This window comes from Melioribacteraceae bacterium, assembly GCA_035362835.1.
GTDB lineage: Bacteria > Bacteroidota > Ignavibacteria > Ignavibacteriales > Melioribacteraceae > DSXH01.
Window position 1 is genome coordinate 1,275,240 of the sequence record DAOSDY010000001.1, and the last position, 21,530, is coordinate 1,296,769.

The window sequence follows — 21,530 nt, forward strand, 5'->3', positions numbered from 1 at the left end:
GAGATCGCTTTCTTAAAGAAATTTTTGGACGGGGAAAATCTATCTAAATATTCATTTGAGTTGACGAATAGATATTTAACAGATTATAACTAATCCGGAATATCCCCATGATTTTGAAACAAAGATAAATAAAATACCGGTCTAAATCCCATCCCGGGTGAATACTCAAAAAAATCTGCAAGTGTTAAATGTTCAAGATTGAATCTGTCGTATGTATTTGTCGGCTGTAATCCTGTGTTAAAATTACCGTAGAAATCAATGATAATTTAATGTGCTTCCGCCTATAAATTCCCTCAACACAGAATCACCCGGAATCGGAGAATCGTCTTCAACCGGCTCAATTGCCTCGAGCATTTTTCTGGTACGCGATGCCCTGACGTAAGCGTCTTCTCTTAAAGGATCGCCTTCGTATTTTTTCTCCCATTCCTTAAAATGTTCGATAAGTTTCGGACGGTAAATCGGAACCTCGAACGGCATAGAAGTATTTATAATGTAATCCGCAGTGTTGCAGTAGGGAAGTATATTTCTTTTTTCCGAAGAGCGGACATAGTGCCAGTGGAGCAGAGTCTGTTCGGGATTATAGGCGCGGTGTACAGAATCGCGCAGCATTCTTCTTATTAACCGGAGATCAGTCCAGCGGATATACTGCCCGTCGGGCATTTTCATCTGAAGAAGCGGCTCGAGATAGAGTTTGAATTTCTGTGAACCGGGGATCTCCTGACTGAATTGCGGATATAATCCGTGAAGACTGTCGATCAGCAGGACCTCGTGGTCGTGAATCTGCAGGGGAGTTCTATCCGGGAATCTCTTACCCGACTTAAAATCGTAATAAGGTATTTTCACTTCTTCGCCTGCCGCAAGCCGTTTAAGATGATCGTTAATCATTTCGAGATCGAGTGCCTGCGGGGTTTCGAAATCGTAATCGCCGAATTCGTCTTTCGGATGGAGTTCGAGATCGAAGAAATAATTATCGACAATAAGCGGAACAAAGCTCATACCCATTTTATTCAAGCGCTGTTCCAGTTTAAGTGTGGTGGTGGTTTTCCCGGAAGATGAAGGACCGCTAACCATTACCATTTTAAGCTCTCCGCTTCTCTCCTTTATAAGTTCCGCGGCGGTATCAAGCTGGGTTTCGTAAAACGATTCCGCCTCATGAACAATATAAGGGAACTCACCTCTTCTGATCCGCTCGTTTGTAGATTCAACAGTGTGAAGCCCATGTGAAATGGCCCAGTCAAGCGAACGCCAGACTTTCTTCCACGGGACCACTTCATTGGGTTTCGAAAAATGACGCGAGTCTTCTCTTCTTCTTCGCGCAGCTTCTTCTCTATATAAAATAAATTCCTTTGCAACTTTAGCGTGACCGTTCTCAATCAGTATTTTTTCAATTATATCCTGAATTTCTTCCACGTGCGGTTTATATCCCTCCTCGAACTTCTCTTCCATACTATCGATAACTTTTTTGGCAAGTTCAGCAGCTTTTTCTTTATCGCGTCCGCCGACAGAAACAGCCGCACGGTAAATTACATTTGCAATTCTATCGGGATTAAAAGGTACAACCGCGCCAGTCCTTTTAATTACATATTTAAATTTGGACATAAATTCCCCGCAACTTTCTTAGAGAAGATTTATTTACAGTCTTAATTTACTCGGAGAGTTGTTCTAATTCAATCAATTACTTAACATAGCGATAAAACAAAAGCAGGGGAAGAATCCCCCGCGGTTTAGAATCCGAATATTCTGAAGCAATTAATAGAGAGATACAGCAAGCAGGACGCCGATGCCAAGAATCATATTCGTTGTTGAGAGTATCTTCAGTTTTTTCTGTGCGTCGAGAAATTCTGCCGAAGGTTTTTCACCCGGACGGGGAGCTCCTTTTCTGAGTACCGGGGCAAACTTGAAAGTTATCAGCGCTCCGAATACAATCATTGCAAGGAACATGATGTGCTTAATTGTAATCATTAATCCGTAACTGTTGGAAGTTGTAAAGAGCATCTCCTCCGGTGTTTTGAAAAATCCGCTTACCAGAAGAACAAGCATGCTTGTCCACGACACTATAGTGAACCGTTTTGCAACCGCGCCGAGCATTGCCCCCCTTTGCGATGGCTCAATAACTGAAAGCGAAGGCATAAACACAATATTTGTGTAGATCATTCCTCCAATCCAGATTACTGCAGTTAATAGATGAATAAAATTATTTATAACAAAACCGGACATAATAATTTTCCCTCCCGTTTGTGATACTTTATATATGATAAATTAAACTGGCCGGGATTCGATTCGGAAGTCGGATTTTGACTGAATCCCGGTTTTTGTATGTTATAAGACTATCGGGGAGCTATAAAAGTTGTCCTGTCCTTGAAAAAATTTTTTATCTATAAACAATTAAAATAATTCAACTTTTCCCGAATCCAGGTCATAATAAGCCGGAATAACCTTAACTCCCTTACTCTCGATAAACTCCTTCATTAATTCCCCGGAAGCCGATATTTGTCCGGCTATTCTTTTCGTGTTGGAATAAATAACATTAGTTAGCAGATCTCCGGTAATTCTTTTAGCCGACCCGATCGAAGGTTTTATTTCGTTGGTCAGACTGTTCAGGTGCCCGGGGAGGTGGCCGCCTTTAATTGTAGCATCAACAGCGCCGCAGCGTTCATGACCGAGAACAACAATCAATTTAACACCAAGATGTTCGACGGCATACTCAATACTTGCAAGAGCAAAATCGTCAACTACATTTCCGGCATTCCGGATTATAAATAGATCGCCGATTCCGAGATCGAAGATTATTTCTGGAGGAACGCGGGAATCTGAGCAGCCGACAATTATTGCAAAAGGATTCTGGGAAGTTGCGATTTCCTTCAACCGCGTTTCATTCTGATTGGGATGTGTTTGTTTGAATTCAATAAATCTCTGATTCCCCTCCATCAATTTTTTCAGCGCCTCATCAGCACCGGCGGAATTTTCGTGTTGAGCATTTAATAAAATTGATGAAGCGTAGAATGCGATAAATAAAAAGAATTTATGAAGTTTCATTTTATTCCTTTCTGTTAATAAATTGATTTGTTTTTATTTCAGAGAGCAGATAAACCGCAAATGATGCGAGCCAGTGTTCCCCCTCATAATTCCCGCTTGTAATATACTCCAGCCCGGCTCTAGCGTGTTTAATGGCTGAGTCTGTTAAAATTATTTTAAGCGGATCATTTTTGTGCAGACAACCCGCTATACCGGACATACACCAGGCACGGGTCAAATTTAATCCGTCAAGATGCACGAGTTTCGGATCCGTGCGGTCAGTAACAGTAGCCGGCTCAAGTAAATTTGCTGTATGTTCAATATCAGGCAGAAACTTCTTAAACCAATCCGCAAAGTGTCTCGGCTCTAAAATTCTCCGCATCAGATCTGCTTCCATTAAAGCCGGCGAAAAAAAGTCCTCTCCACCGGGCTCCCATTTTGCATCGTAATTCTTATCCTTAAGATAATATGTTGTTCCTCTTTCGGTCAACAGTGATTCTAGCCGGTAGTTTTTTACAGCACGGGCATAATCAAGAGCAAAAGAGATTCCGAAAGCGGTATTGGGGTGTACCCCGGTCCTGATAGGATAATTCTGCTTGGGCAGAAAGTCTGTATAACGCTGAACGAGCACCTCGGCAAGGGGTTTCAGATTTTCATACCACATCTCTGCCTGAGAATCATCCCAGCTCAGAAGCTCTTCGGCAAGTTTTAAAAGCCATGCCCAGCCGTAAGTCCGCTCAAATGATTTTCTGTTCGCCTGGTCAAGATACGCTACTTCAACCCTGATATTCTCCGGAGCTAGATTCTCGTTTAATACTTTTCTGATAATGCCTGCATTATCCATTTCCGGAAAGAGTTTAAGCAAACGGACAAGCATCCAGTGACCGTGAACGGATGAATGCCAGTCGTAACAACCGTAAAAAGCCGGATGAAGAACAGAAGGCGCCTTTACTTCTGTTTCATCGTTCATCACGTGATCAAGTTTGTTTGGAAACTCTTTCTGAATGCACTTCAATGCGAGTTTCGAAAATTCAACGGCCGATTTTATGTTAAGTTCCGGATAAACTGAATCCGGATTGTTTTTTTCAGTCTGACAATTCACTTCTGAAAAGCCGGAGATCATGGCCGGAAGTATAATCAGATGAAGAAGAGTTTTAATTCTCATTCGTATTCCTATTGATTATAATCCTAATTTCTCAGGGAACGATGGTACTTGATCGCCTCTTTAAATACTGCAGGGACCCCTTTAACACCCTTATAAACGATTGCTGCAGTAAGCGCACCGCTCATCAAACCGCCCACTATTCCATGTCCGAATGTATCGGCACCAGACAAATAAAGATTTTTTATATGAGTATAAGGACTGATCCATTTCATCTTATAACGTTCGGGTGTTGCGGGAATTCCGTAAATAGAACCCTCCGGATTTCCGGTGAAGTGTATTGTACTAAGAGGAGTTGACAACTCGTGATAATCAATTAAATCTTTAAAACCTTTTATGTGTTTTTCCGTAAACCGTATCAGCACTTCGGAAAGATCTTTTTTCAGATTCTCATATTCATCGCCCCTCTTTTTCCAGGGTTCGTTTGACCACTTTTCGAATATGCCGTAATCCGCAAACGCAATAATCTCGGCGGTGTGCGATTTTGTATCGGGGTCTTTAAGAGAAGGGAAAGAAACATAAGCGCCGTGGACAACACCGTTTGCAAGTTGATTTCGGTTTCTAAATCCTGCATCATGATCGTATGAATTATAAATCCAGTAGTTTTCCCCCTTTAATCCGAGACGCGCCGGACTTTCCTTTAGTCCGAGATAAAGATTGATGTGAGAAATGCTTGAGGGGAAACTCTTTACTTCTTCAATAAAATCCGGTTCATCTTTTCTGTTAAGAAGTTCTGTGTAAGTAATTTTTGCTCCGGCCGTTGAAATTATTTTATCTGCAAAAAAATCAACTTCGATAAAACCGTACCCTTCTTTTTTAAGCGTTTTTACTCCGATTGCTTTTCCCTTTTCAATTAAAATTTCTTTTGCTGTATGATTAACCAGAACTGAACCGCCGGCACCTTCAATTACAGGAACTACGGAATCGGCAATTTTTTTAGAGCCGCCGATGGGGTAAAAACCGCCGTTTATATAATGATTAACAATTAAGGAGTGTACCGCCATCGATCCCAAAGAAGGGGGAAGTCCGTAATCGCCCCATTGAGATGCGAGCAAGGCCTTGAGTTTCTCATCCTTGAAATTGGAATCCAGATATTCTTTGAGTGTCATAAGTGCCAGCTCGGATCCCTTTGAAAAGAGATACGAAGAAATTTTTCTCGCGGCCGGTTTAAGCGTTAGGCTGAAGTTGTACCTGCCGAACCATTTCGTGATTATTTTTATATCTTCAAAATATTTTTTAATTGCTTCTGCTTCCGCCGGAAATAGTTTTGTCATTTCTGATTTAAGATATCGTTCGCCTTCCATAGCTTTAAAAGTAAAATCAGGGTAAACAAATACGTCATATGGATCGGGCATTTTTTTCCAATTAACTTTTCCATCTGTCACATAATCAAAAACCGCGCGGCTCATCGAACCGCTTTCCATCTGCCCGACATAATGAAGTCCCACATCCCAGTGATATTCTCCGTACTCTCCTTTGCGTTTAAAAATATGTGTGAACCCGCCGATTTTGAAATGTCTTTCAATTAGAATAACTTTTTTCTTGAAGAGTTTCGAAAGGATGCTTGCTGCCGAAAGACCGCTGATCCCGCTGCCGATAATGATAACGTCGTACTTGTTCATTTATATTCCCGATCGAATGTTATTTGCCCGATAGTAAAAATCCCGCTGCACATCGCATTAAAACAAGCCGTGTTGGCAAGTCTGTTCAGAGCAAATAAAATTATCTCATTAATGGAATAGAGTTCTTATTTTTGCCTTCAATTGATATATCAAAATAACAATTTTATTTTTCAAGTATGATTAAACTTAACAGGGAATTTAAAATGCGTTCAACAGTGCTTTTCATAATGGCAGTTCTGGTATCATTGTCTGTTATATCGGCTCAGCCCAAGAAAGTCTCATTATTAACGGTAGCAGAAAATTCGAATTACGAATCAACATCACGGTATGAAGATGTTATGAGTTTTATAAATTCGCTGAAGAAACTCTCTAAGAATTTCCGGGTTGAAACAATGGGTGTCTCAACAGAAGGAAAGGAAATTCCCCTGATGATATTGGGAAGCCCCCTGCCCGAATCACCGGCCGACTTAAAAGATGACAAGCGTATTGTTGTATATATTCAGGCGAATATTCACGCCGGAGAAGTTGAAGGTAAAGAAGCAGCCCTTATGTTTGCCAGGGATCTTCTTCTGGATAGAAAAGAAATTCTTAAGGATATAGTATTGCTGATCTGCCCGATTTTTAATATTGACGGAAACGAAAAAATCAGCGTCGATAACCGAAGGCATCAAAAAGGTCCCAAGAATGGCGTTGGGCTGCGCTACAACGGTCAGAACCTGGATTTGAATCGCGATGCCATGAAAGTGGAAACGCCCGAAGTTAAAGGATTGTTTACAAATGTTTTAAATAAATGGGATCCGGCAATTTTAGTTGATCTTCACACTACAAACGGATCGTACCGGCAGGAACCCGTGTCGTTCACTTGGATGATGAATCCGGCTGGGGACACGTCTCTGATAGCTTATACACGCGACAAACTGATGCCGGAGATATCGCTAACATTATCCGGAAAATATAATACAATGAATCTATATTACGGTGAATTCGTGGACCAGAGGGATCATTCGAAAGGATGGATCTCTTATGCGTATGAACCCCGTTATATAGTTAATTACATCGGACTTAGAAACCGTATAGGTATATTGAACGAGGATTATGTCTATTCCGATTTTAAAGAACGGGTTATAGGCACTTATAATTTTTTATGGTCGGTTTTAGAAAGCGCGGTTACAAATAAAGTTGAGATAAAAAATATTTTGATGGAGACAGACGCAAAAACAGTTGCACGCGGAAACAATCCCTCTAAGGACGATTCGCTCGCTGTAATGTCGCGGGTTGTTCCAACCAAAGTTTCTATTACTGTAAATACTTTTGAAATGGAAGTACGCAAGGATGCTAACGGAAGAGAGCGCCTATACCCTACGGAGATTAAAAAAACAGTTACAGTGCCTTACCTCGCCGATTATGTTCCGACAAAACAGACAAAAATTCCATTTGCTTATCTCCTGACTGTTAGCGATCCGAAAGTATTGTCTGTTCTCAAAACACACGGCATTAAGATGGAAAAACTCCTTGCCGATACAGAAATCGAAGTTCAGTCCTTCAGGATAAAAGAACTGAAACCCGAGCAGCGTCTTAACCAGGGCCATTATAATAATATTGTTAAAGGGGATTATACTGCCGAGAAGAAGAAGTTTGTTAAAGGTACTATAGTTGTTAGAATGGCACAGCCGCTTGCTAATGTCGCAGCATATCTTTTAGAGCCGGAGACAGACGATGGGCTGCTCCACTGGAATTTCTTCGACAACCACTTGGTACCGCAGTGGGGCGGAGGATTTCTCCCGTATCCGGTTTATAAAGTAATGAATAAGATAGAAATTATTACTGGAAAATAAATTGAGAATTTTCATTAACGATTTTCTCCCGGCTTTTTCTCATTTGGTTCTTATTTCTTTTCTAATTGAAATCAGTGTTATGCTAAATTCAGCACTTTATTGTCAGGAGTTATCGGAGAAAAATTTTGCTGAATACAATCCCGAACCGTTTGTCTTGCTAAATGAAAAAGAGCTTTCATCATTAAAAAAAAGATATCTAAAGGGTGGATTAAAGAACCCGGGCGAATTTCATGTTCAAGAAGCAGAAAAGTTTCTTATGCAGAAACCGTCGCCATTGGAAGAAATTCGCTATGAGGGATTGGTAAGTAATCACCCCGATAGAATTAGTTCGGTTCAGCATCTAAAGGATATGGATTATTTAAATTCTCTTACGTGGGCGTATATTCTGACCGAGAATTTAAAGTATGCAGCAAAAGCAAAAGAAATATTAATCTCATGGAGTTATTCATACCAGCCAACCGGCAATGATGTAAATGAAAACAAATTATTGACGATGTTTATGAGCTATTTTTATCTTAAGAAAGAATTTGATTTAAAGCCGGTTTGGGATTTAATCGAATCAATTGCAAATAAACAGATCCACCTGGCCGAAGTGAATAAAAAATCCGGTAACCGTGCAGCCAAAAGAATTAAGCTTGTTTTGCTTTCGGGAATATTGCTTGAAAGAAAAGACTTTATTTCATGGGCACTTGAGAAATACGATTCCATTCATACTTCCTCTCTTTACTACGACGGCACTAGTTGGGATTTTTTAAGAAGAGACGCCTTAAGCTATCATGTCGATGGAATTCAATCGCTTCTAGAAGTGTGCGTTTTAGCAAGAGAACTAAATTATGATTTATTTACAAAAGAGAATGAAGGGGGAGGCAGTCTCAAGAAGTCGATTGATTTTGTGATTCCTTATGTTCTGGGAGAAAAAACACACAGAGAATGGATAAATACCACGGTGGAACTTGACAAGAAAAGATGGAGCGCCGGAGATACTTATTATATGCCGGGAAAAATCTGGGATCCAATAGAATCTATAGATATGTTTTTGCTTGCTTCAATATTCGATTCCAAATATTTGTCTATCGCTGAATCAATTTTGAATATGGAAAATCGAAAATCTTTTTTGTATTTACAGATTCAGGCAAAAATGATTAATAGTTTTTAGGCTGAATTATTTTAATGTTATTTCTTGTTGATCAAAGGTTCTATCAAACTGATGCTTGCTGTTTCCCGTGTTCTTAAAGTAAATTTATTTTGATTCTTCTGAACCGACAAGGGCAGTAATCAATTTATAGATAGGAGATAGTATGAGACGACACTCCTTTATTCCCGTTCTATTTTTTTATTTGTTAATGTTCAGCCCGGGGGTTTTATTTTCTCAGGCAAGCGGATCGATTAAAGAGATTAATGGATCAAAGATTTTCTGCAGAACAATTGGCGCCGGCGAATCACTTATTATTGTTCATGGAGGACCCGGTCTTGCTCACGATTATCTCTTCGAATCCTTCAAACAATTGAATGATAATTACAGACTTATTTTTTATGATCAGCGCGGATGTGGAAAATCGGAGGAAATTAAAGAAGATCAACCGGTAACAATGGAAACTATGATTGAAGATCTTGAAGGAGTCCGCAGGGAGTTCCAACTTGAAAAAATGAATTTAGTCGGCCAATCCTGGGGTGCGTTAATCGCAATCAATTATGTGTTAAAATATCCAAACAATGTAAAAAACCTGATTCTGCTTGAACCGGCTCCCGGAAGCAGCGAGTATCTTCAGCAGGTCCAACAGACAATTATGAATCGGTTATCAAAGAAGGAGCTTGAACGGCTTACAGAAATTTCACAGAATCCGGATTTACGCAAAGACCCGGATCTTTTCAAAGAATTTATGAACATTCGCATGAAGACATATTTCTACGATTCTACATTGGCCGAGAAAAAAAACTTCAATTACTTCGACAGCGATAGAATAAAGAAGTTTTTTTCCAGCTCCGCAAACTTTGGACCATACATGTTGAGCTATAATCTATACGAAAAGCTGAAAAAAATTAAATGCCCGACTCTAATTATACACGGCGAATACGATGTTATTCCAACGGAGGCAATCGAAAGAATGGGGCTGGAGATAATAAACTCTGAACTCCACATTGTAGAAAAGAGCGGTCATTTTGTTCACATTGAAAAACCGGAATTCTATTTTGCAGCAATCCGGAATTTTCTAAAAAAAAGTATTAATTAATAATTGGTGTGGAATGCACTCAGAAAAACAAACTAACTTTTTCAACAAAGAAGAATTAAAATTTATTAGAGGACTTAAATCACCTGCCGGGATCCAGAAATTCCTGAATGAAACGGACTATAATCCGGATAATAAAACCTGCTCGCCAAGAAATATTATCCAAAGCAGAAAAGCAAACTGTTTCGAAGGCGCTTTGTTTGCCGCGGCTGCATTAAGTGTGCTGGGACACAAACCCGTTATAGTTGATCTCATGGCCGACAACGACGACGATCATGTGATAGCCATTTTCAAACAGAACAATTGTTTCGGCGCTGTTGCTAAATCGAATACTACTGTATTGAGATTCCGCGAACCGGTTTACAGAACCCTGAGAGAACTGGTTATGTCCTACTTCGATTTTTATTTCAATACGCTCGGCGAAAAATCTTTGAGAAGCTATTCAGTTCCCGTCGACCTCTCACGTTTCGATAAATTCAATTGGATGACCACATATGAAGATCTGGAATTCATAGGAGATTATCTATTCAGAATAAAACATTATCCAATTCTGACTAAGAAGATGCTAAATAATCTTTCACCGGCAGATAATGAGGTTGTCAGCCTCTGCTTTACCGGATCAATACAAGAAGGATTGTATTTACCAAAAAAAACGAGACAACGAATAAGAAACTAAAATAATTTAATTTTCTTCCCCAACATCTCTGCGCCAACAATCCTTTAATTGACTCGTCTTAATTGATGCAAATATTTGAAGGTAATAAATGACAATCAAAAAAGTATTGTTGTTATTTTTAATCTTTGCTGGGTTTGTTAATGCAATATTTTCTCAGTACTCAAGCAATTACAAAAGTTATACTGAAATAATCCGCTCTTTGCGCGACACAATTCCTCAAATGATGAAAGAGAAAGATGTTCCAGGACTTTCAATCGCTATAGTTGACGATAAGGGAATTCTCTGGGAGGAAGGATTTGGTCTTACTTCGAGGGATCAGGGAATTCCGGTTACTCCTCTTACAAATTTCAGTATCCAGTCGATGTCTAAAAATTTCACAGCATTGGCGGTTTTAATGGCAGTACAGGATGGATTATTGGAACTCGATAAACCAATAACAGATTACATACCCGGATTCACTGTGAACAGCCGTTTTGAAGAACACCCGGAAAGAAAAATGACTCTCAGACTTCTGCTTTCACACAGAGCCGGTTTTACACACGAAGCCCCCATAGGCAACAATTACGATTTCTACACTCAAAAGTTTGATGATCACATAAAAAGCATTTCTGATACCTGGCTTCGTTTCCGCGTCGGCGAAAGGTACAGCTATTCAAACCTCGGAATAGACCTTGCCGGGTTTATTCTGCAGCAGGTATCGGGCGTACCGTTCCAAAATTATGTAAAAGAAAAAATTTTTAATCCGATTGGAATGACTGAAAGCAGTTTTGACATCGAAACGATAAAAAATATGGAAGACCGGGCAATTGGTCACACCTCTTCGCCAAGGAAGCCCCCGGTTGAAGTTCCGATGCTTGCGGCCGGAGGAATGTATTCAAATGTGCATGATTTATCCCTGTATATTAATTTTCAGCTAAATAAGGGACTAGCAAAAGGGAGTCAGATAATAAGTCGAGAAATATTATGTGAAATGTTCTCGGTTCCAAATCGTAATAAAAATCAGACTACCGGTTATGCTTTGGGAACGGCAATAACCAGGCGCGGTAATGTTAATTTGTTCTCTCATGGCGGAGGCGGTTATGGTTTTTTATCCAATATGTCGTGGTGCCCGGAGTTAAATGTTGGTATTGTTGTACTAACTAATTCAACCGGTCACATTCTGAATGTTGCTATTCCCGAAATGATAGGAAACATGATTCTGAAAATGAAATTTGGAAAGGCAGAACAACCGAATCAGGATCTCTCAAAATTCAATGAAAATGTAATTCAGACCGATACTTCGTATCAGAGAAAATTCGTGGGTCAGTATTTGTACAACCGCGCGGGATTCATGCTTCTTGAATGGCAGGATAATAAAATGGGAATTACTCCCGGAATAAATTTTAAACCCGCGAATTTTGTGTCCGAGGACAGGCTCTTCTTCGTATTCTCAGGAACTCCGCAGTATTATAAATTTATTCTTGATGAAAACAAGATTCCTGTTGTCATGATCAGAGAGTACGATAACGAATTTCTCGATTTGAACGATCGTCCGGATGAACCCGCGGGTCGTTTTAATCCAGAATGGGAAAAATATATTGGTAAATACGCTCTGATAATTTATGAATTTCCAGCTGAAACAAGAGAGGTTAATAAGAAGAACGGATTTCTTTATTTAGATAACATGAAGTTAAGAGAATATTTGCCTGGTTTATTTTTCACAGCTCACGGAGAATCTCTTGATCTTCGCACCGACAGACCAACCTGGAAAAATGTTAAAATAATGAAGTTACTGGAAGCTGATAAAAAGTAATAGGTGACGGAGCATTTTAAAAAGGTATAGTAGGATTAATTAAGGAAGGTAAACGAAATGAGAATAGAAAATATTAAGTACACAGTTACTGATTGGGCAAAAATAGAAAGAAAAGAATTTTCAGGCGAATCTGGAAAAGCATTCTGGAGAACATTTGAACAGGGGAATCTGCGTGTAAGGATTGTAGAATATTCAGAAAACTACTTGGCCGATCACTGGTGCAGCCGCGGTCATGTTGTTTATGTGCTTGAGGGCGAGTTGATAACAGAACTTAAAGACGGCAGAGTTACCAAGCTTTATCCGGGAATGAGTTATCAGGTTGCCGATGATGATATTCCGCACCGATCAAAAACCAACGGATATGTTAAACTGCTGATAGTTGATTGATACATTATTTAAGAGATTAATACGCAGAGCGCACGGAAAAATCGAAGCGTTCGCAAAGTTTCGAAGTCTTTCAAAGAAATCTTCTCTTGATTATCGGCCCGCTTCCAGATAATTTGCCGGTAATTAATTTCGTATATCTCATCACTTCAATTCAGAGGAATAGATGAAAAGGATTATTTACATTCTTATAATTCTCTCAACTTCAATTCTTCATTCACAAACGATCAAATCACCCGACGGCAAGCTTGTTCTTAATTTTTCGCTTAGTGCTGGCGGCATTCCAGGTTACAGTTTGAGCAGACAAGATATACAGGTAATTAAGCCGAGCCGGCTTGGTTTAAAACTGAAAGATATGTACACGGACAAGAATATGGCGATTGTTCCGGGGCTTGAATTTGCAGAAGTTCATTCGTTCGATAAAAACTTTGTAGTCTTAAAGGTCGACACCTCCACATTTGATGAAACCTGGGAGCCGGTCTGGGGCGAAGTGAAGTCGATCAGGAATAATTACCGTGAACTCGCGGTTACTCTTGCACAACCTGAAGTAAATAACCGGGAAATAATTGTCCGCTTCCGGCTTTATAACGATGGACTCGGTTTCCGTTATGAGTTCCCGGTTCAGAATAATCTTGGCTATTTCACTGTCGCAGAGGAAATGACTCAATTCAGTCTCACCGGAGATCATATTGCTTTCTGGATTCCGGGTGACTTTGATACAAATGAATATTACTATACAAAATCGCCGCTGAGTAAAGTCGATGCTCTTTTTGGAAAGAATGTGAATGAAATTTTTTCCAGGACAATTATCGGCAAAAACTTTGTTCAAACTCCGCTGATGATGAAGTCTTCAGAGGGATTATACATAAATATTTTTGAAGCAGCCCTTATTGATTATCCTGCAATGCATCTCGAAATTGATCAGTCTAACTTTGTTTTAGAATCCCGACTCGTACCAGACGCAGTCGGAAATAAAGCGTACATGAGAACTCCTTGCAAAACTCCATGGCGGACTGTAATTGTAAGTGATATGGCAGAGGAAATACTCGCTTCAAAGATGATTCTTAATCTTAACGAACCGTCAAAAATCGACGACACAAGCTGGATTAAACCGATGAAATACGTCGGCATCTGGTGGGAAATGCATATTGGCATTTCATCCTGGAATTATTCCGACGTGAGCAATGTTAGTCTTGACCTTACAGACTGGAAGAGTCTTAAACCGAACGGACGCCACGGCGCCACTACCCTTAGAACTAAGAAATACATCGACTTTGCCGCCGAACACGGATTCGACGGGGTTCTTGTTGAAGGATGGAATGTAGGATGGGAGGACTGGCACGGCAGGTGGAAAGAAGAGGTATTTGATTTTGTAACACCGTATCCCGACTTCGATGTTGAAGAAATTTCCAGATATGCTGCATCCAAAGGCGTTAAGATGATAATGCATCACGAAACATCCGCATCGGTTACCAATTATGAAAGAAGAATGGACGAAGCATATCATTTTATGAAAAAGTACGGATACCCGGCGGTGAAAACCGGCTATGTTGCCCGCATTATTCCGCGCGGTGAATTTCACGATGGGCAGTGGATGGTTCAGCATTATGTAAGAGTTGCAGAACGTCTTGCTAAAAACAGATTGATGCTCAATGCCCACGAACCGGTCAGGCCTACGGGACTTCATAGAACATATCCAAACTGGCTCGCCTGCGAAGCTGCACGAGGCAATGAGTTCAATGCCTGGAGTGTTGGCAATCCTCCCGAACACGAAACAATTCTGCCGTTTACCCGTTTGATGGGCGGACCGATGGATTATACACCCGGAATTTTCCAAATCAAAATGAATTATTACAATCCAGATAAAAAAGAACAGGTTCATACAACTCTGGCAAAGCAGCTTGCGCTTTATGTTACCATGTATTCTCCATTACAGATGGCTGCGGACTTACCTGAAAACTATGAGAAACATCTTGATGCGTTTCAGTTTATTAAAGACGTTGCTGTTGACTGGGATGATACAAAATACCTGGAGGCCGAACCCGGGGATTATATTACTGTTGCGCGTAAAGCCAAAGGAAAAAACGAATGGTTTATTGGCGCAATAACAGATGAGCATGAAAGAACCGCGGTGATTCCATTAGCCTTTTTAGAGAATAATAATAGTTACAAAGCAGAGATCTACGCCGATTCAAAAGATGCCCATTGGGAAAAGAATCCGATGGATTATGAGATAATAAAAAAGTCTGTTACATCGAAAGATGTTCTGGAAATTAAACTTGCACCCGGCGGCGGATGCGCGATTAGTATTCGGTGACCAGTGATCGGTAATCTGTGATCTGTTATTAGTTGTTGGCGATTTGTTGCTTTTGTTATTCTGAAGAATCCGGTAGTTTGTGTACAGAGAGAAAATCTAGCAGGAAAGAACCGCGAAAATGTATCATGATTTTTTAAAAGCCATTTGTCCCACTTTTAACTAAATTACACTGCATTAATTAGCCGGCTATGAAAAAAAGTTCGATTGTAATCTTTACAATCCTTTGCTGGTTCCTCTTCCAATCGTTTCTTTCACCCCAAACAACTAAAAACAACCTTGTATATTTTTCCGCAATGCAGGATTTGATAATCGATTATGATAATCGGGCAGAGCTGAATCTTCCTCTTAAAGAAATAGCAAAAAGGATCTTAGCCTACGGGAATCTTCAGATTACAAATAAGTTTAATAATAACGCCGAATATGATTTAAAAATAGATTTAACCGCATCAAGCCTTGCGGCAGAATATAATCCGTTCGGCAAATTATATTCCGGGGCAAAACTTACCGGGTTACTAATATTGAAGCAAGGAAAGAATCTTATTATCGAAACATATTTCACCGGACGGATTGAACCGCCGGAATTTATTAATTCTATCGTTGGCGAAAAGGCACCTTATAAAAATCCACTAAATGCACCATTCTTAAACGTACTAAATAACAGCACGTATCATATTACATTGTTTGAATTGGTTGTTAAACTATCCGGGAAAAATTCCGTATTTAATGCCTTAAAAGATAATGACAGATTTGTAAGAGAAGCCGTCGTAAATACAATTATCATTAATGAATACGAATTAATTAATATTGATTATAAAGAAAGTCTGGATTATAAAAATAAAATTTCGGCGGGCTGGTCTTTTGAGAAAGTGAATTAAAGACGTTGTCATAAATTCAACTTTTAATATAATTGAGCGGGGTAACTAAAATGGGAGAGCAAAAAACAAAATCAACGTTTTTTGCGGAAGTAAAAGAAACATATTTAATGCTTCTAAAAAACTTCGGCTGGCTTGCGTTTGTTTACATGGGTTATAAGGTGTACAATTTATCGGAGACCAAAACTGATTTTAATATTCTAGAAGACGGACTGCTTTTAATTGTGTTGGGCACTTTGGGAGTTATTATTGTGGGCTACCTACTTGCTTTCATTCTAACACCGCTTATAAGAATTGATAAGAGAAGAATTCAGGATTATGAACAAGCAAATAAAATTTTTCATTTACTTGGGATGATTCACACTCCTTCAACATCGAAGCTATGGCTGATGGCATGCGATGCTGTTGTTAGGTTAGGCGCTCAGCATATTCCTCTAGTAATTCAAGCGCTTGATAAGGAAACGTGCCCGGTTAAAAACCCGCTCGGTATAAAAATATCGTCTACAGCAAGTTTACGCGCCGGTGCTGCATATTACCTCGGCAAACTCAACGTTCAGTCGGCTGTTCCGCAATTAATTCTGGCGCTTGATGATTATGAAGCCGATGTAAGAATGATTGCCTCTCAAGCTCTTGGTGAAATCGGCGATAAGTCTGCTCTGCCGCGCATCAAAGAAATTTCTGAAACCGATAAAAATGCAGAAGTTATAAGTTTTGCCCAGGAAGCACTTAAAAAATTATCGTCATAAAAACATAGATATAACTGTTTCTTAAAAATTATCAGTGGAGAAATTTATGATCGGCTTAGGTATTTTTTTCGGACTTACCATGTTAGTATCTGTATTTATTCAGTGGGAGACTTATGTCGGCGAAGATACTATGTGGCTTACAAGGATAAGCGAGTTTCTGGGAATCGAGAATAGTTCTTTCGATATGCTTTTTGGACTTCACTTTCTGCCCATTGTATGCGCGCTCATTTTTATTATTGGAATTTCGCTTGCAAAGAGACACACAGCATTTAGAATTACAGCACTCGCCACATCGCTATTGTGTTTTGTCATCGGAGTGTACAATATTCTGTTTTATCTGGTAATAAGCGCTGAAGTCAACTATATCCCCGGCGGTGGATTGTGGCTCTTTACTTCGGCAAGTCTGCTTTCGCTCATTGTCTCCGCTTTGATTGTTTTTAATAAGAATCTGCTTGAGAAAAAACTATTTAGCAAACTAATGGATCAACCAAATTAAGGACCATTTAATATGAGAACCGCAGACAGAAAAGACTCAATTGCATTAACTATTTTATTTTTGTGTCTATTTAATAGTTTTAATTTAGCCCAAGAAAAAGAGTCTGAATATTTCTTAAAAGGATTTTTTGTACGCGGAGCATATACTTCATTTAACCAGGCAATGATTCTTAATTGGGACGAACGGGAAATGATGCTAAATCAGAGCAAAAACATGATTGCATATGGATTTGGTTATGCCCTTTTACCAAAAGATTTTTGGGCCGGTTTAAGTGCAAGTGCAAACTATTCCACAACCAAACTTAATCCTTTCAAGGCCAGAAAAATATTAGACTCAAATATGCCGGTTGATTTTTCCGATTTGCTTTCATACAATGATATCGGCTACTCTATGCTGATGTTTGATTTTAATGTTCACATTCTGCCATTTAATAATTTTCCGCTCGCATTGACACTCGGCTTTGTTCTAGGTGCCTCTTTCCAGAGCTATACAATTTCGGGTGATTCGAGCCCGTTTAATAATGCCAACGGTTCAAATTCCGTTAATATGTTCCGTTATGGTTTTATATTGGGTTGTAAGTTTGTTCCATTTAAATTTTTATCCGTCGATTTTGAATTCCGTCCAATGAGCGCATATACAGAAACAATACATTATTATGATTATCTCTATAGCGACGACACTTATGATTATTTTGGATCATCAAGCACTTCTTCGGGTCCGTCAGAAAGATTTATTTTGATCGGCGCATCAATTCATTTTTAAAGATAGATCTTGTTGGACTGTGTCGGTGTTTTGAGAAAGGATAAAGATAGATTTGAGAACATTATTTTAATAGAATAAGTATGGAGTGCAGAATGTAAATACAATCTTTGTTTATCGCCTTAATACTATTTACTGCAGGCAAAGCATTCTCTAAATTTTCCTATTTCATTACAATAGAAGATTAAATGATGAAACAGGAATGAACCGGCGCAAATAAGGATGTTAAACTGTAAAAATATTTTTTGAATTTCTTTATAATGGAATAACCACGAAAATTGGTAAAACGCAGAACGATGAAGAATTTTCGGGTATTCGTAATTTTTTCTGTAGATCAAAAGATGGTGCAATTCTTACTTTATCCAGTACCAGGGGGAAAAACACACTAATTATGAGGAAAATGCAGTAAGCTTTTATATAATAGTTTTTTGCAGTAAAGAATCAGTTCTTAAGCTTATATGGAAATAAGATAGATTCATGATATCTTTAGAGTGATTTAGAAAATCTTTTAGTCAAGTCTGAAAGCAATTAATGTCCAAAATAAAATTAGAACTTCTATCTCCGGCCAAAGATCTTGAAACCGGAATTGCCGCAATCGATTGCGGAGCCGACGCCGTTTATATCGGATCCCCGCAATTCGGAGCCCGGGCTGCTGCGGGTAATTCACTTGAGGATATCAGAAAGCTTGTCGAGTACGCCCATAAATACTGGGCTAAAGTCTATGTGACAGTTAATACCGTTATCTACAATGATGAGCTTGAAGAAGTTCAGAGACTTATTAGAGAATTATATGAAATAAAAGTGGATGCAGTGATTTTCCAGGATATGGCACTTCTTGAAATGGATCTGCCCCCGGTTCAGCTATATGCGTCCACTCAGACGCACAATTATGAAATTGAACGGATAAAATTCTTAGACCGGCTCGGCATCAAGCGGATAATTCTGGCACGCGAACTTACTATTGAAGAAATAAAACAGATTAAGAGGGAAGTGAATGCCGAACTTGAGTTTTTTGTACATGGCGCTTTGTGTGTTAGTTTAAGCGGTCAGTGCTATATGAGTCACGAGCTTACCGGACGGAGTGCGAACCGGGGGGAATGCGCCCAGAATTGCCGCCTTCCATATTCGCTTGTTGACGCGAACGGTACTGTGATGGTCGAAAACAAACATCTGCTTTCGCTCCGCGACCTTAACCTTTCCGAATATCTAAACGAACTTGTTGATGCAGGTATAACTTCATTTAAAATTGAAGGCCGTCTTAAAGATGTTGGCTATGTAAAAAATATTACGGCATTCTACCGTCAGAAGATTGATGATATAATCCGGAATAACAGCAACTGGATACGGGCATCTTCAGGCTATTCAAAAATTCCTTTCGAACCCGATCCCGAAAGAACATTCAACCGGGGCTACACATCTTACTATTTAAATGACAGAACGGATCATGTCTCTTCGCCCGACACGCCTAAATCCACAGGTAAGTATTTGGGCAAAGTTACTGAAGTGAACAATAAGGGTTTTGTGATTGGGACAACAGAACGAATTTCTAATGGAGACGGATTATGCTTTTACGATATCAAGGGAGAATTAGCAGGAATGTATGTTAACCGTATAGAAGGCAGGACAGTCTACACAAAGGAATTAATTGGAATAAGACCGGGAATGAAAATTTATCGCAACTATGATCACTCATTTGAAAAACTATTGAGCAGAGAATGTAAAAGAAAAATCAGAACAAATATTATAATTGATGAGATGGAGAAAGGTTTAAAAGTTACCGCAAGGGACGAAGACGATATTAGCACAACAGAAATTTTTGATTTGAAAAAAGAAATTGCCTCTAATCCGGAAAAAGCTAATGATGCTGTTAGAAAGCAATTTGCTAAAAGCGGCGACACAATTTTTGAGATTGAATCCGTTAATCTGAATTTCATCAAACCGCTGTTCATACAGTTAAGCTCTATTAATGAGATGAGAAGAAGAATTTTACAGAGACTGGAATTCGAGCGTTTAGAAAAGCATAAAAATGAGAATGGAAAACAGAACACAGAACCGGGAACGAAGAACTCGGATAATAAATTCCCGCAAGATAATCTTGATTATAAATTTAACGTAACAAATAAACTGGCGGAAAAATTTTATAAAGTACACGGTGTTCTTAATTATGAACCGGGTTTCGAATTGCAGAACAATCACACCGGCAAGACGGTTATGACATGCAAGTATTGCATTAAAGATGAAATGGGGCTCTGCCCGTTCGATACAGATAAAAAAGTTGAAGAACCTCTCTATCTTGTAAATGAAAGCCGGAAATACCGGCTCCACTTCAATTGCAGGGATTGCCTGATGGAGATATTGGTCGATTAGTTTTTACTGAAGCGAAGGATCCTCCAGCTTGCCGATAAAGAGAATACAGTTGCTGTTCTTTTCCCTTATCGCGAATATAAACGGTCTATCGAGCCTTATTATATCATCCCTTATTGATGTAACACCGATTTCTACAGAAGTAACGGCAGCGGCTTCCGTTCCCTCTTCGTTCACATCCACAAACGTTTTGTGTTCGACATTGCTGATGTAGGCGTTGTTCAGTCCATCGTAAAGTCTTTTAAAGTTAGCGCCAAAAGGCTCAAACGCCACCCCCATTCCAAGGGATTTTAATGTTTCGTTAAGATTGATTTTGTATTCAAGTTTGAATTTAGGCATGTAAAGCTGGCGTTTCATCTTGGTCAGATTATTTATTAGTCCGGCCCAGCTTGCATCCGTAAGCGTTCCGATTACATCATTTATTGTCTTATCTTTTGCGGGGAGGAGAATTGTCATGCTGAAATTACCTCTTCCGTATGGGAGATCGATAACAGTGAATGAATCGTTCGACGAAAGATAAAAATCATTTTCGAGGTTCATCATCCGGCAGGCAATGGTCTCACCCGTTTCTTTCTTAAACACATCATCAATGGTTTTATTTTTATCAAATTGATATTTCCAGGTCCCTTTGAAATAGATAGCGTTAATTAAAAACATTATGGTAGCCGGATCGATCTGCTCAACAATTTTATCAATCTTTCCGCCGGTAGATTCTTTTACCCAGTTGTTAATAATATTAATTGTTGCGGGGTCGCTGAAATTCATCGGGTTAATTGAAGCATCAAAATATTTGCGGTTTGTTTCGATAAAATCCTGCTTGAATGGAATTGTGTTCCGGTACCAGATCGAATTGGCTATCTGCATTATTACTTTGCTGTCTATTCCGGTAAGGAGCTCTATTAATGATTGATATGATTCGTTGATCTCCTGCTGCGTTAGTCCGGAAAGTGAAAGTGTGTTTTGCATCGCCTCATATGTTGTGCCGTCGGCCCCGTTAAGGGTCATTCCAAGAGCCATTGAAATACTTAAAGGAGAAATAAAAACATTTTTCCCGGATTCAGACTCCGCGATGTTTTTAAATATTTTCAGGGCAAAATTATCTGCGGAAGCGACAATCAGTTTTTCGGAGCGGGTAAGTTCGCGGACAGGAATTTCATCGTTGAATTGAGACGATGTCTCGCATCCGGCAGCGAAAATCAAAATTAATGATAAAAGTATCTTCAAACTTTTCATCTAATATCTCCCTATCATTACCGGACGAA

18 protein-coding genes are annotated in these 21,530 nt (G+C 39.4%); 12 read left to right on the forward strand and 6 right to left on the reverse strand.

The features are described 5' to 3' along the window. Nucleotides 1–255: 255 nt before the first annotated feature. The 5 genes from PLZ15_05400 to PLZ15_05420 all read right to left on the reverse strand — a co-directional run bounded on the left by PLZ15_05400 (nt 256) and on the right by PLZ15_05420 (nt 5,799). The gene (locus tag PLZ15_05400) at nt 256–1,599 is read right to left on the reverse strand and encodes an ATP cone domain-containing protein (protein HOI29180.1); all 1,344 of its coding nucleotides are present in this window, start codon (nt 1,597–1,599) and stop codon (nt 256–258) included. Between the two features lie 150 nt (nt 1,600–1,749). After that, the gene (locus PLZ15_05405; GenBank protein ID HOI29181.1) at nt 1,750–2,217 is read right to left on the reverse strand and encodes a CopD family protein; all 468 of its coding nucleotides are present in this window, start codon (nt 2,215–2,217) and stop codon (nt 1,750–1,752) included. 168 nt (nt 2,218–2,385) lie between these two features. Then, complete coding sequence (locus tag PLZ15_05410) at nt 2,386–3,036, reverse strand: carbonic anhydrase (GenBank protein ID HOI29182.1); 651 nt, start codon at nt 3,034–3,036, stop codon at nt 2,386–2,388. Between the two features lies 1 nt (nt 3,037). Further along, entirely contained in the window at nt 3,038–4,180 is a 1,143-nt protein-coding gene (locus PLZ15_05415; protein ID HOI29183.1) for a DUF2891 domain-containing protein, read from the reverse strand. A 23-nt stretch (nt 4,181–4,203) separates the two neighbouring features. Next, nucleotides 4,204–5,799 carry an NAD(P)/FAD-dependent oxidoreductase gene (locus tag PLZ15_05420; protein ID HOI29184.1) on the reverse strand — a complete coding sequence of 532 codons (1,596 nt, stop codon included), beginning with the start codon at nt 5,797–5,799 and terminating at the stop codon, nt 4,204–4,206. A 203-nt stretch (nt 5,800–6,002) separates the two neighbouring features. Here PLZ15_05420 and PLZ15_05425 point away from each other — a divergent pair, with 203 nt between their 5' ends. The 12 genes from PLZ15_05425 to PLZ15_05480 all read left to right on the forward strand — a co-directional run bounded on the left by PLZ15_05425 (nt 6,003) and on the right by PLZ15_05480 (nt 20,271). After that, nucleotides 6,003–7,634 (forward strand): M14 family metallopeptidase, encoded by a 1,632-nt coding sequence (locus PLZ15_05425; GenBank protein HOI29185.1) that lies wholly within the window; start codon nt 6,003–6,005, stop codon nt 7,632–7,634. A gap of 79 nt (nt 7,635–7,713) precedes the next feature. After that, nucleotides 7,714–8,790, forward strand: coding sequence for an alginate lyase family protein (locus tag PLZ15_05430; protein ID HOI29186.1), 1,077 nt, complete (start codon nt 7,714–7,716; stop codon nt 8,788–8,790). 142 nt (nt 8,791–8,932) lie between these two features. Then, on the forward strand, nt 8,933–9,865 hold the full coding sequence (locus PLZ15_05435; GenBank protein HOI29187.1) for a proline iminopeptidase-family hydrolase: 933 nt from the start codon (nt 8,933–8,935) through the stop codon (nt 9,863–9,865). Nucleotides 9,866–9,878: 13 nt separating this feature from the next. Beyond that, a complete protein-coding gene (locus tag PLZ15_05440) occupies nt 9,879–10,538 on the forward strand; it encodes a hypothetical protein (protein ID HOI29188.1) in 660 nt (219 codons plus the stop codon). Nucleotides 10,539–10,626: 88 nt separating this feature from the next. Beyond that, nucleotides 10,627–12,330 (forward strand): serine hydrolase domain-containing protein, encoded by a 1,704-nt coding sequence (locus tag PLZ15_05445; protein ID HOI29189.1) that lies wholly within the window; start codon nt 10,627–10,629, stop codon nt 12,328–12,330. A 57-nt stretch (nt 12,331–12,387) separates the two neighbouring features. Continuing rightward, on the forward strand, nt 12,388–12,717 hold the full coding sequence (locus PLZ15_05450) for a DHCW motif cupin fold protein (protein ID HOI29190.1): 330 nt from the start codon (nt 12,388–12,390) through the stop codon (nt 12,715–12,717). 163 nt (nt 12,718–12,880) lie between these two features. Then, the gene (locus tag PLZ15_05455) at nt 12,881–15,031 is read left to right on the forward strand and encodes a glycoside hydrolase family 97 protein (GenBank protein ID HOI29191.1); all 2,151 of its coding nucleotides are present in this window, start codon (nt 12,881–12,883) and stop codon (nt 15,029–15,031) included. A 188-nt stretch (nt 15,032–15,219) separates the two neighbouring features. Next, entirely contained in the window at nt 15,220–15,906 is a 687-nt protein-coding gene (locus tag PLZ15_05460) for a hypothetical protein (protein HOI29192.1), read from the forward strand. A gap of 50 nt (nt 15,907–15,956) precedes the next feature. Beyond that, nucleotides 15,957–16,649 (forward strand): HEAT repeat domain-containing protein, encoded by a 693-nt coding sequence (locus PLZ15_05465; GenBank protein HOI29193.1) that lies wholly within the window; start codon nt 15,957–15,959, stop codon nt 16,647–16,649. Nucleotides 16,650–16,695: 46 nt separating this feature from the next. Continuing rightward, nucleotides 16,696–17,145 (forward strand): hypothetical protein, encoded by a 450-nt coding sequence (locus PLZ15_05470; GenBank protein ID HOI29194.1) that lies wholly within the window; start codon nt 16,696–16,698, stop codon nt 17,143–17,145. A gap of 12 nt (nt 17,146–17,157) precedes the next feature. Beyond that, complete coding sequence (locus PLZ15_05475; protein ID HOI29195.1) at nt 17,158–17,907, forward strand: hypothetical protein; 750 nt, start codon at nt 17,158–17,160, stop codon at nt 17,905–17,907. Between the two features lie 528 nt (nt 17,908–18,435). Then, nucleotides 18,436–20,271 (forward strand): U32 family peptidase, encoded by a 1,836-nt coding sequence (locus PLZ15_05480; GenBank protein HOI29196.1) that lies wholly within the window; start codon nt 18,436–18,438, stop codon nt 20,269–20,271. Nucleotides 20,272–20,274: 3 nt separating this feature from the next. Here the strand turns inward: PLZ15_05480 and PLZ15_05485 are convergent, their stop codons facing one another. After that, nucleotides 20,275–21,501, reverse strand: a complete 1,227-nt coding sequence (locus PLZ15_05485; protein HOI29197.1) for a serpin family protein — start codon at nt 21,499–21,501, stop codon at nt 20,275–20,277. Nucleotides 21,502–21,530: the final 29 nt, after the last annotated feature.

What these genes read in the sequence shown, in the direction of transcription:
- PLZ15_05465 (HOI29193.1), top strand. Translation starts at nt 15,957, where the DNA reads ATGGGAGAGCAAAAAACAAAATCAACGTTTTTTGCGGAAGTAAAAGAA.
- PLZ15_05475 (HOI29195.1), top strand. Translation starts at nt 17,158, where the DNA reads ATGAGAACCGCAGACAGAAAAGACTCAATTGCATTAACTATTTTATTT.
- PLZ15_05455 (HOI29191.1), top strand. Translation starts at nt 12,881, where the DNA reads ATGAAAAGGATTATTTACATTCTTATAATTCTCTCAACTTCAATTCTT.
- PLZ15_05445 (HOI29189.1), top strand. Translation starts at nt 10,627, where the DNA reads ATGACAATCAAAAAAGTATTGTTGTTATTTTTAATCTTTGCTGGGTTT.
- PLZ15_05415 (HOI29183.1), bottom strand. Translation starts at nt 4,180, where the DNA reads ATGAGAATTAAAACTCTTCTTCATCTGATTATACTTCCGGCCATGATC.
- PLZ15_05460 (HOI29192.1), top strand. Translation starts at nt 15,220, where the DNA reads ATGAAAAAAAGTTCGATTGTAATCTTTACAATCCTTTGCTGGTTCCTC.
- PLZ15_05405 (HOI29181.1), bottom strand. Translation starts at nt 2,217, where the DNA reads ATGTCCGGTTTTGTTATAAATAATTTTATTCATCTATTAACTGCAGTA.
- PLZ15_05470 (HOI29194.1), top strand. Translation starts at nt 16,696, where the DNA reads ATGATCGGCTTAGGTATTTTTTTCGGACTTACCATGTTAGTATCTGTA.
- PLZ15_05430 (HOI29186.1), top strand. Translation starts at nt 7,714, where the DNA reads ATGCTAAATTCAGCACTTTATTGTCAGGAGTTATCGGAGAAAAATTTT.
- PLZ15_05420 (HOI29184.1), bottom strand. Translation starts at nt 5,799, where the DNA reads ATGAACAAGTACGACGTTATCATTATCGGCAGCGGGATCAGCGGTCTT.
- PLZ15_05440 (HOI29188.1), top strand. Translation starts at nt 9,879, where the DNA reads ATGCACTCAGAAAAACAAACTAACTTTTTCAACAAAGAAGAATTAAAA.
- PLZ15_05450 (HOI29190.1), top strand. Translation starts at nt 12,388, where the DNA reads ATGAGAATAGAAAATATTAAGTACACAGTTACTGATTGGGCAAAAATA.
- PLZ15_05435 (HOI29187.1), top strand. Translation starts at nt 8,933, where the DNA reads ATGAGACGACACTCCTTTATTCCCGTTCTATTTTTTTATTTGTTAATG.
- PLZ15_05480 (HOI29196.1), top strand. Translation starts at nt 18,436, where the DNA reads ATGTCCAAAATAAAATTAGAACTTCTATCTCCGGCCAAAGATCTTGAA.
- PLZ15_05425 (HOI29185.1), top strand. Translation starts at nt 6,003, where the DNA reads ATGCGTTCAACAGTGCTTTTCATAATGGCAGTTCTGGTATCATTGTCT.
- PLZ15_05410 (HOI29182.1), bottom strand. Translation starts at nt 3,036, where the DNA reads ATGAAACTTCATAAATTCTTTTTATTTATCGCATTCTACGCTTCATCA.
- PLZ15_05485 (HOI29197.1), bottom strand. Translation starts at nt 21,501, where the DNA reads ATGAAAAGTTTGAAGATACTTTTATCATTAATTTTGATTTTCGCTGCC.
- PLZ15_05400 (HOI29180.1), bottom strand. Translation starts at nt 1,599, where the DNA reads ATGTCCAAATTTAAATATGTAATTAAAAGGACTGGCGCGGTTGTACCT.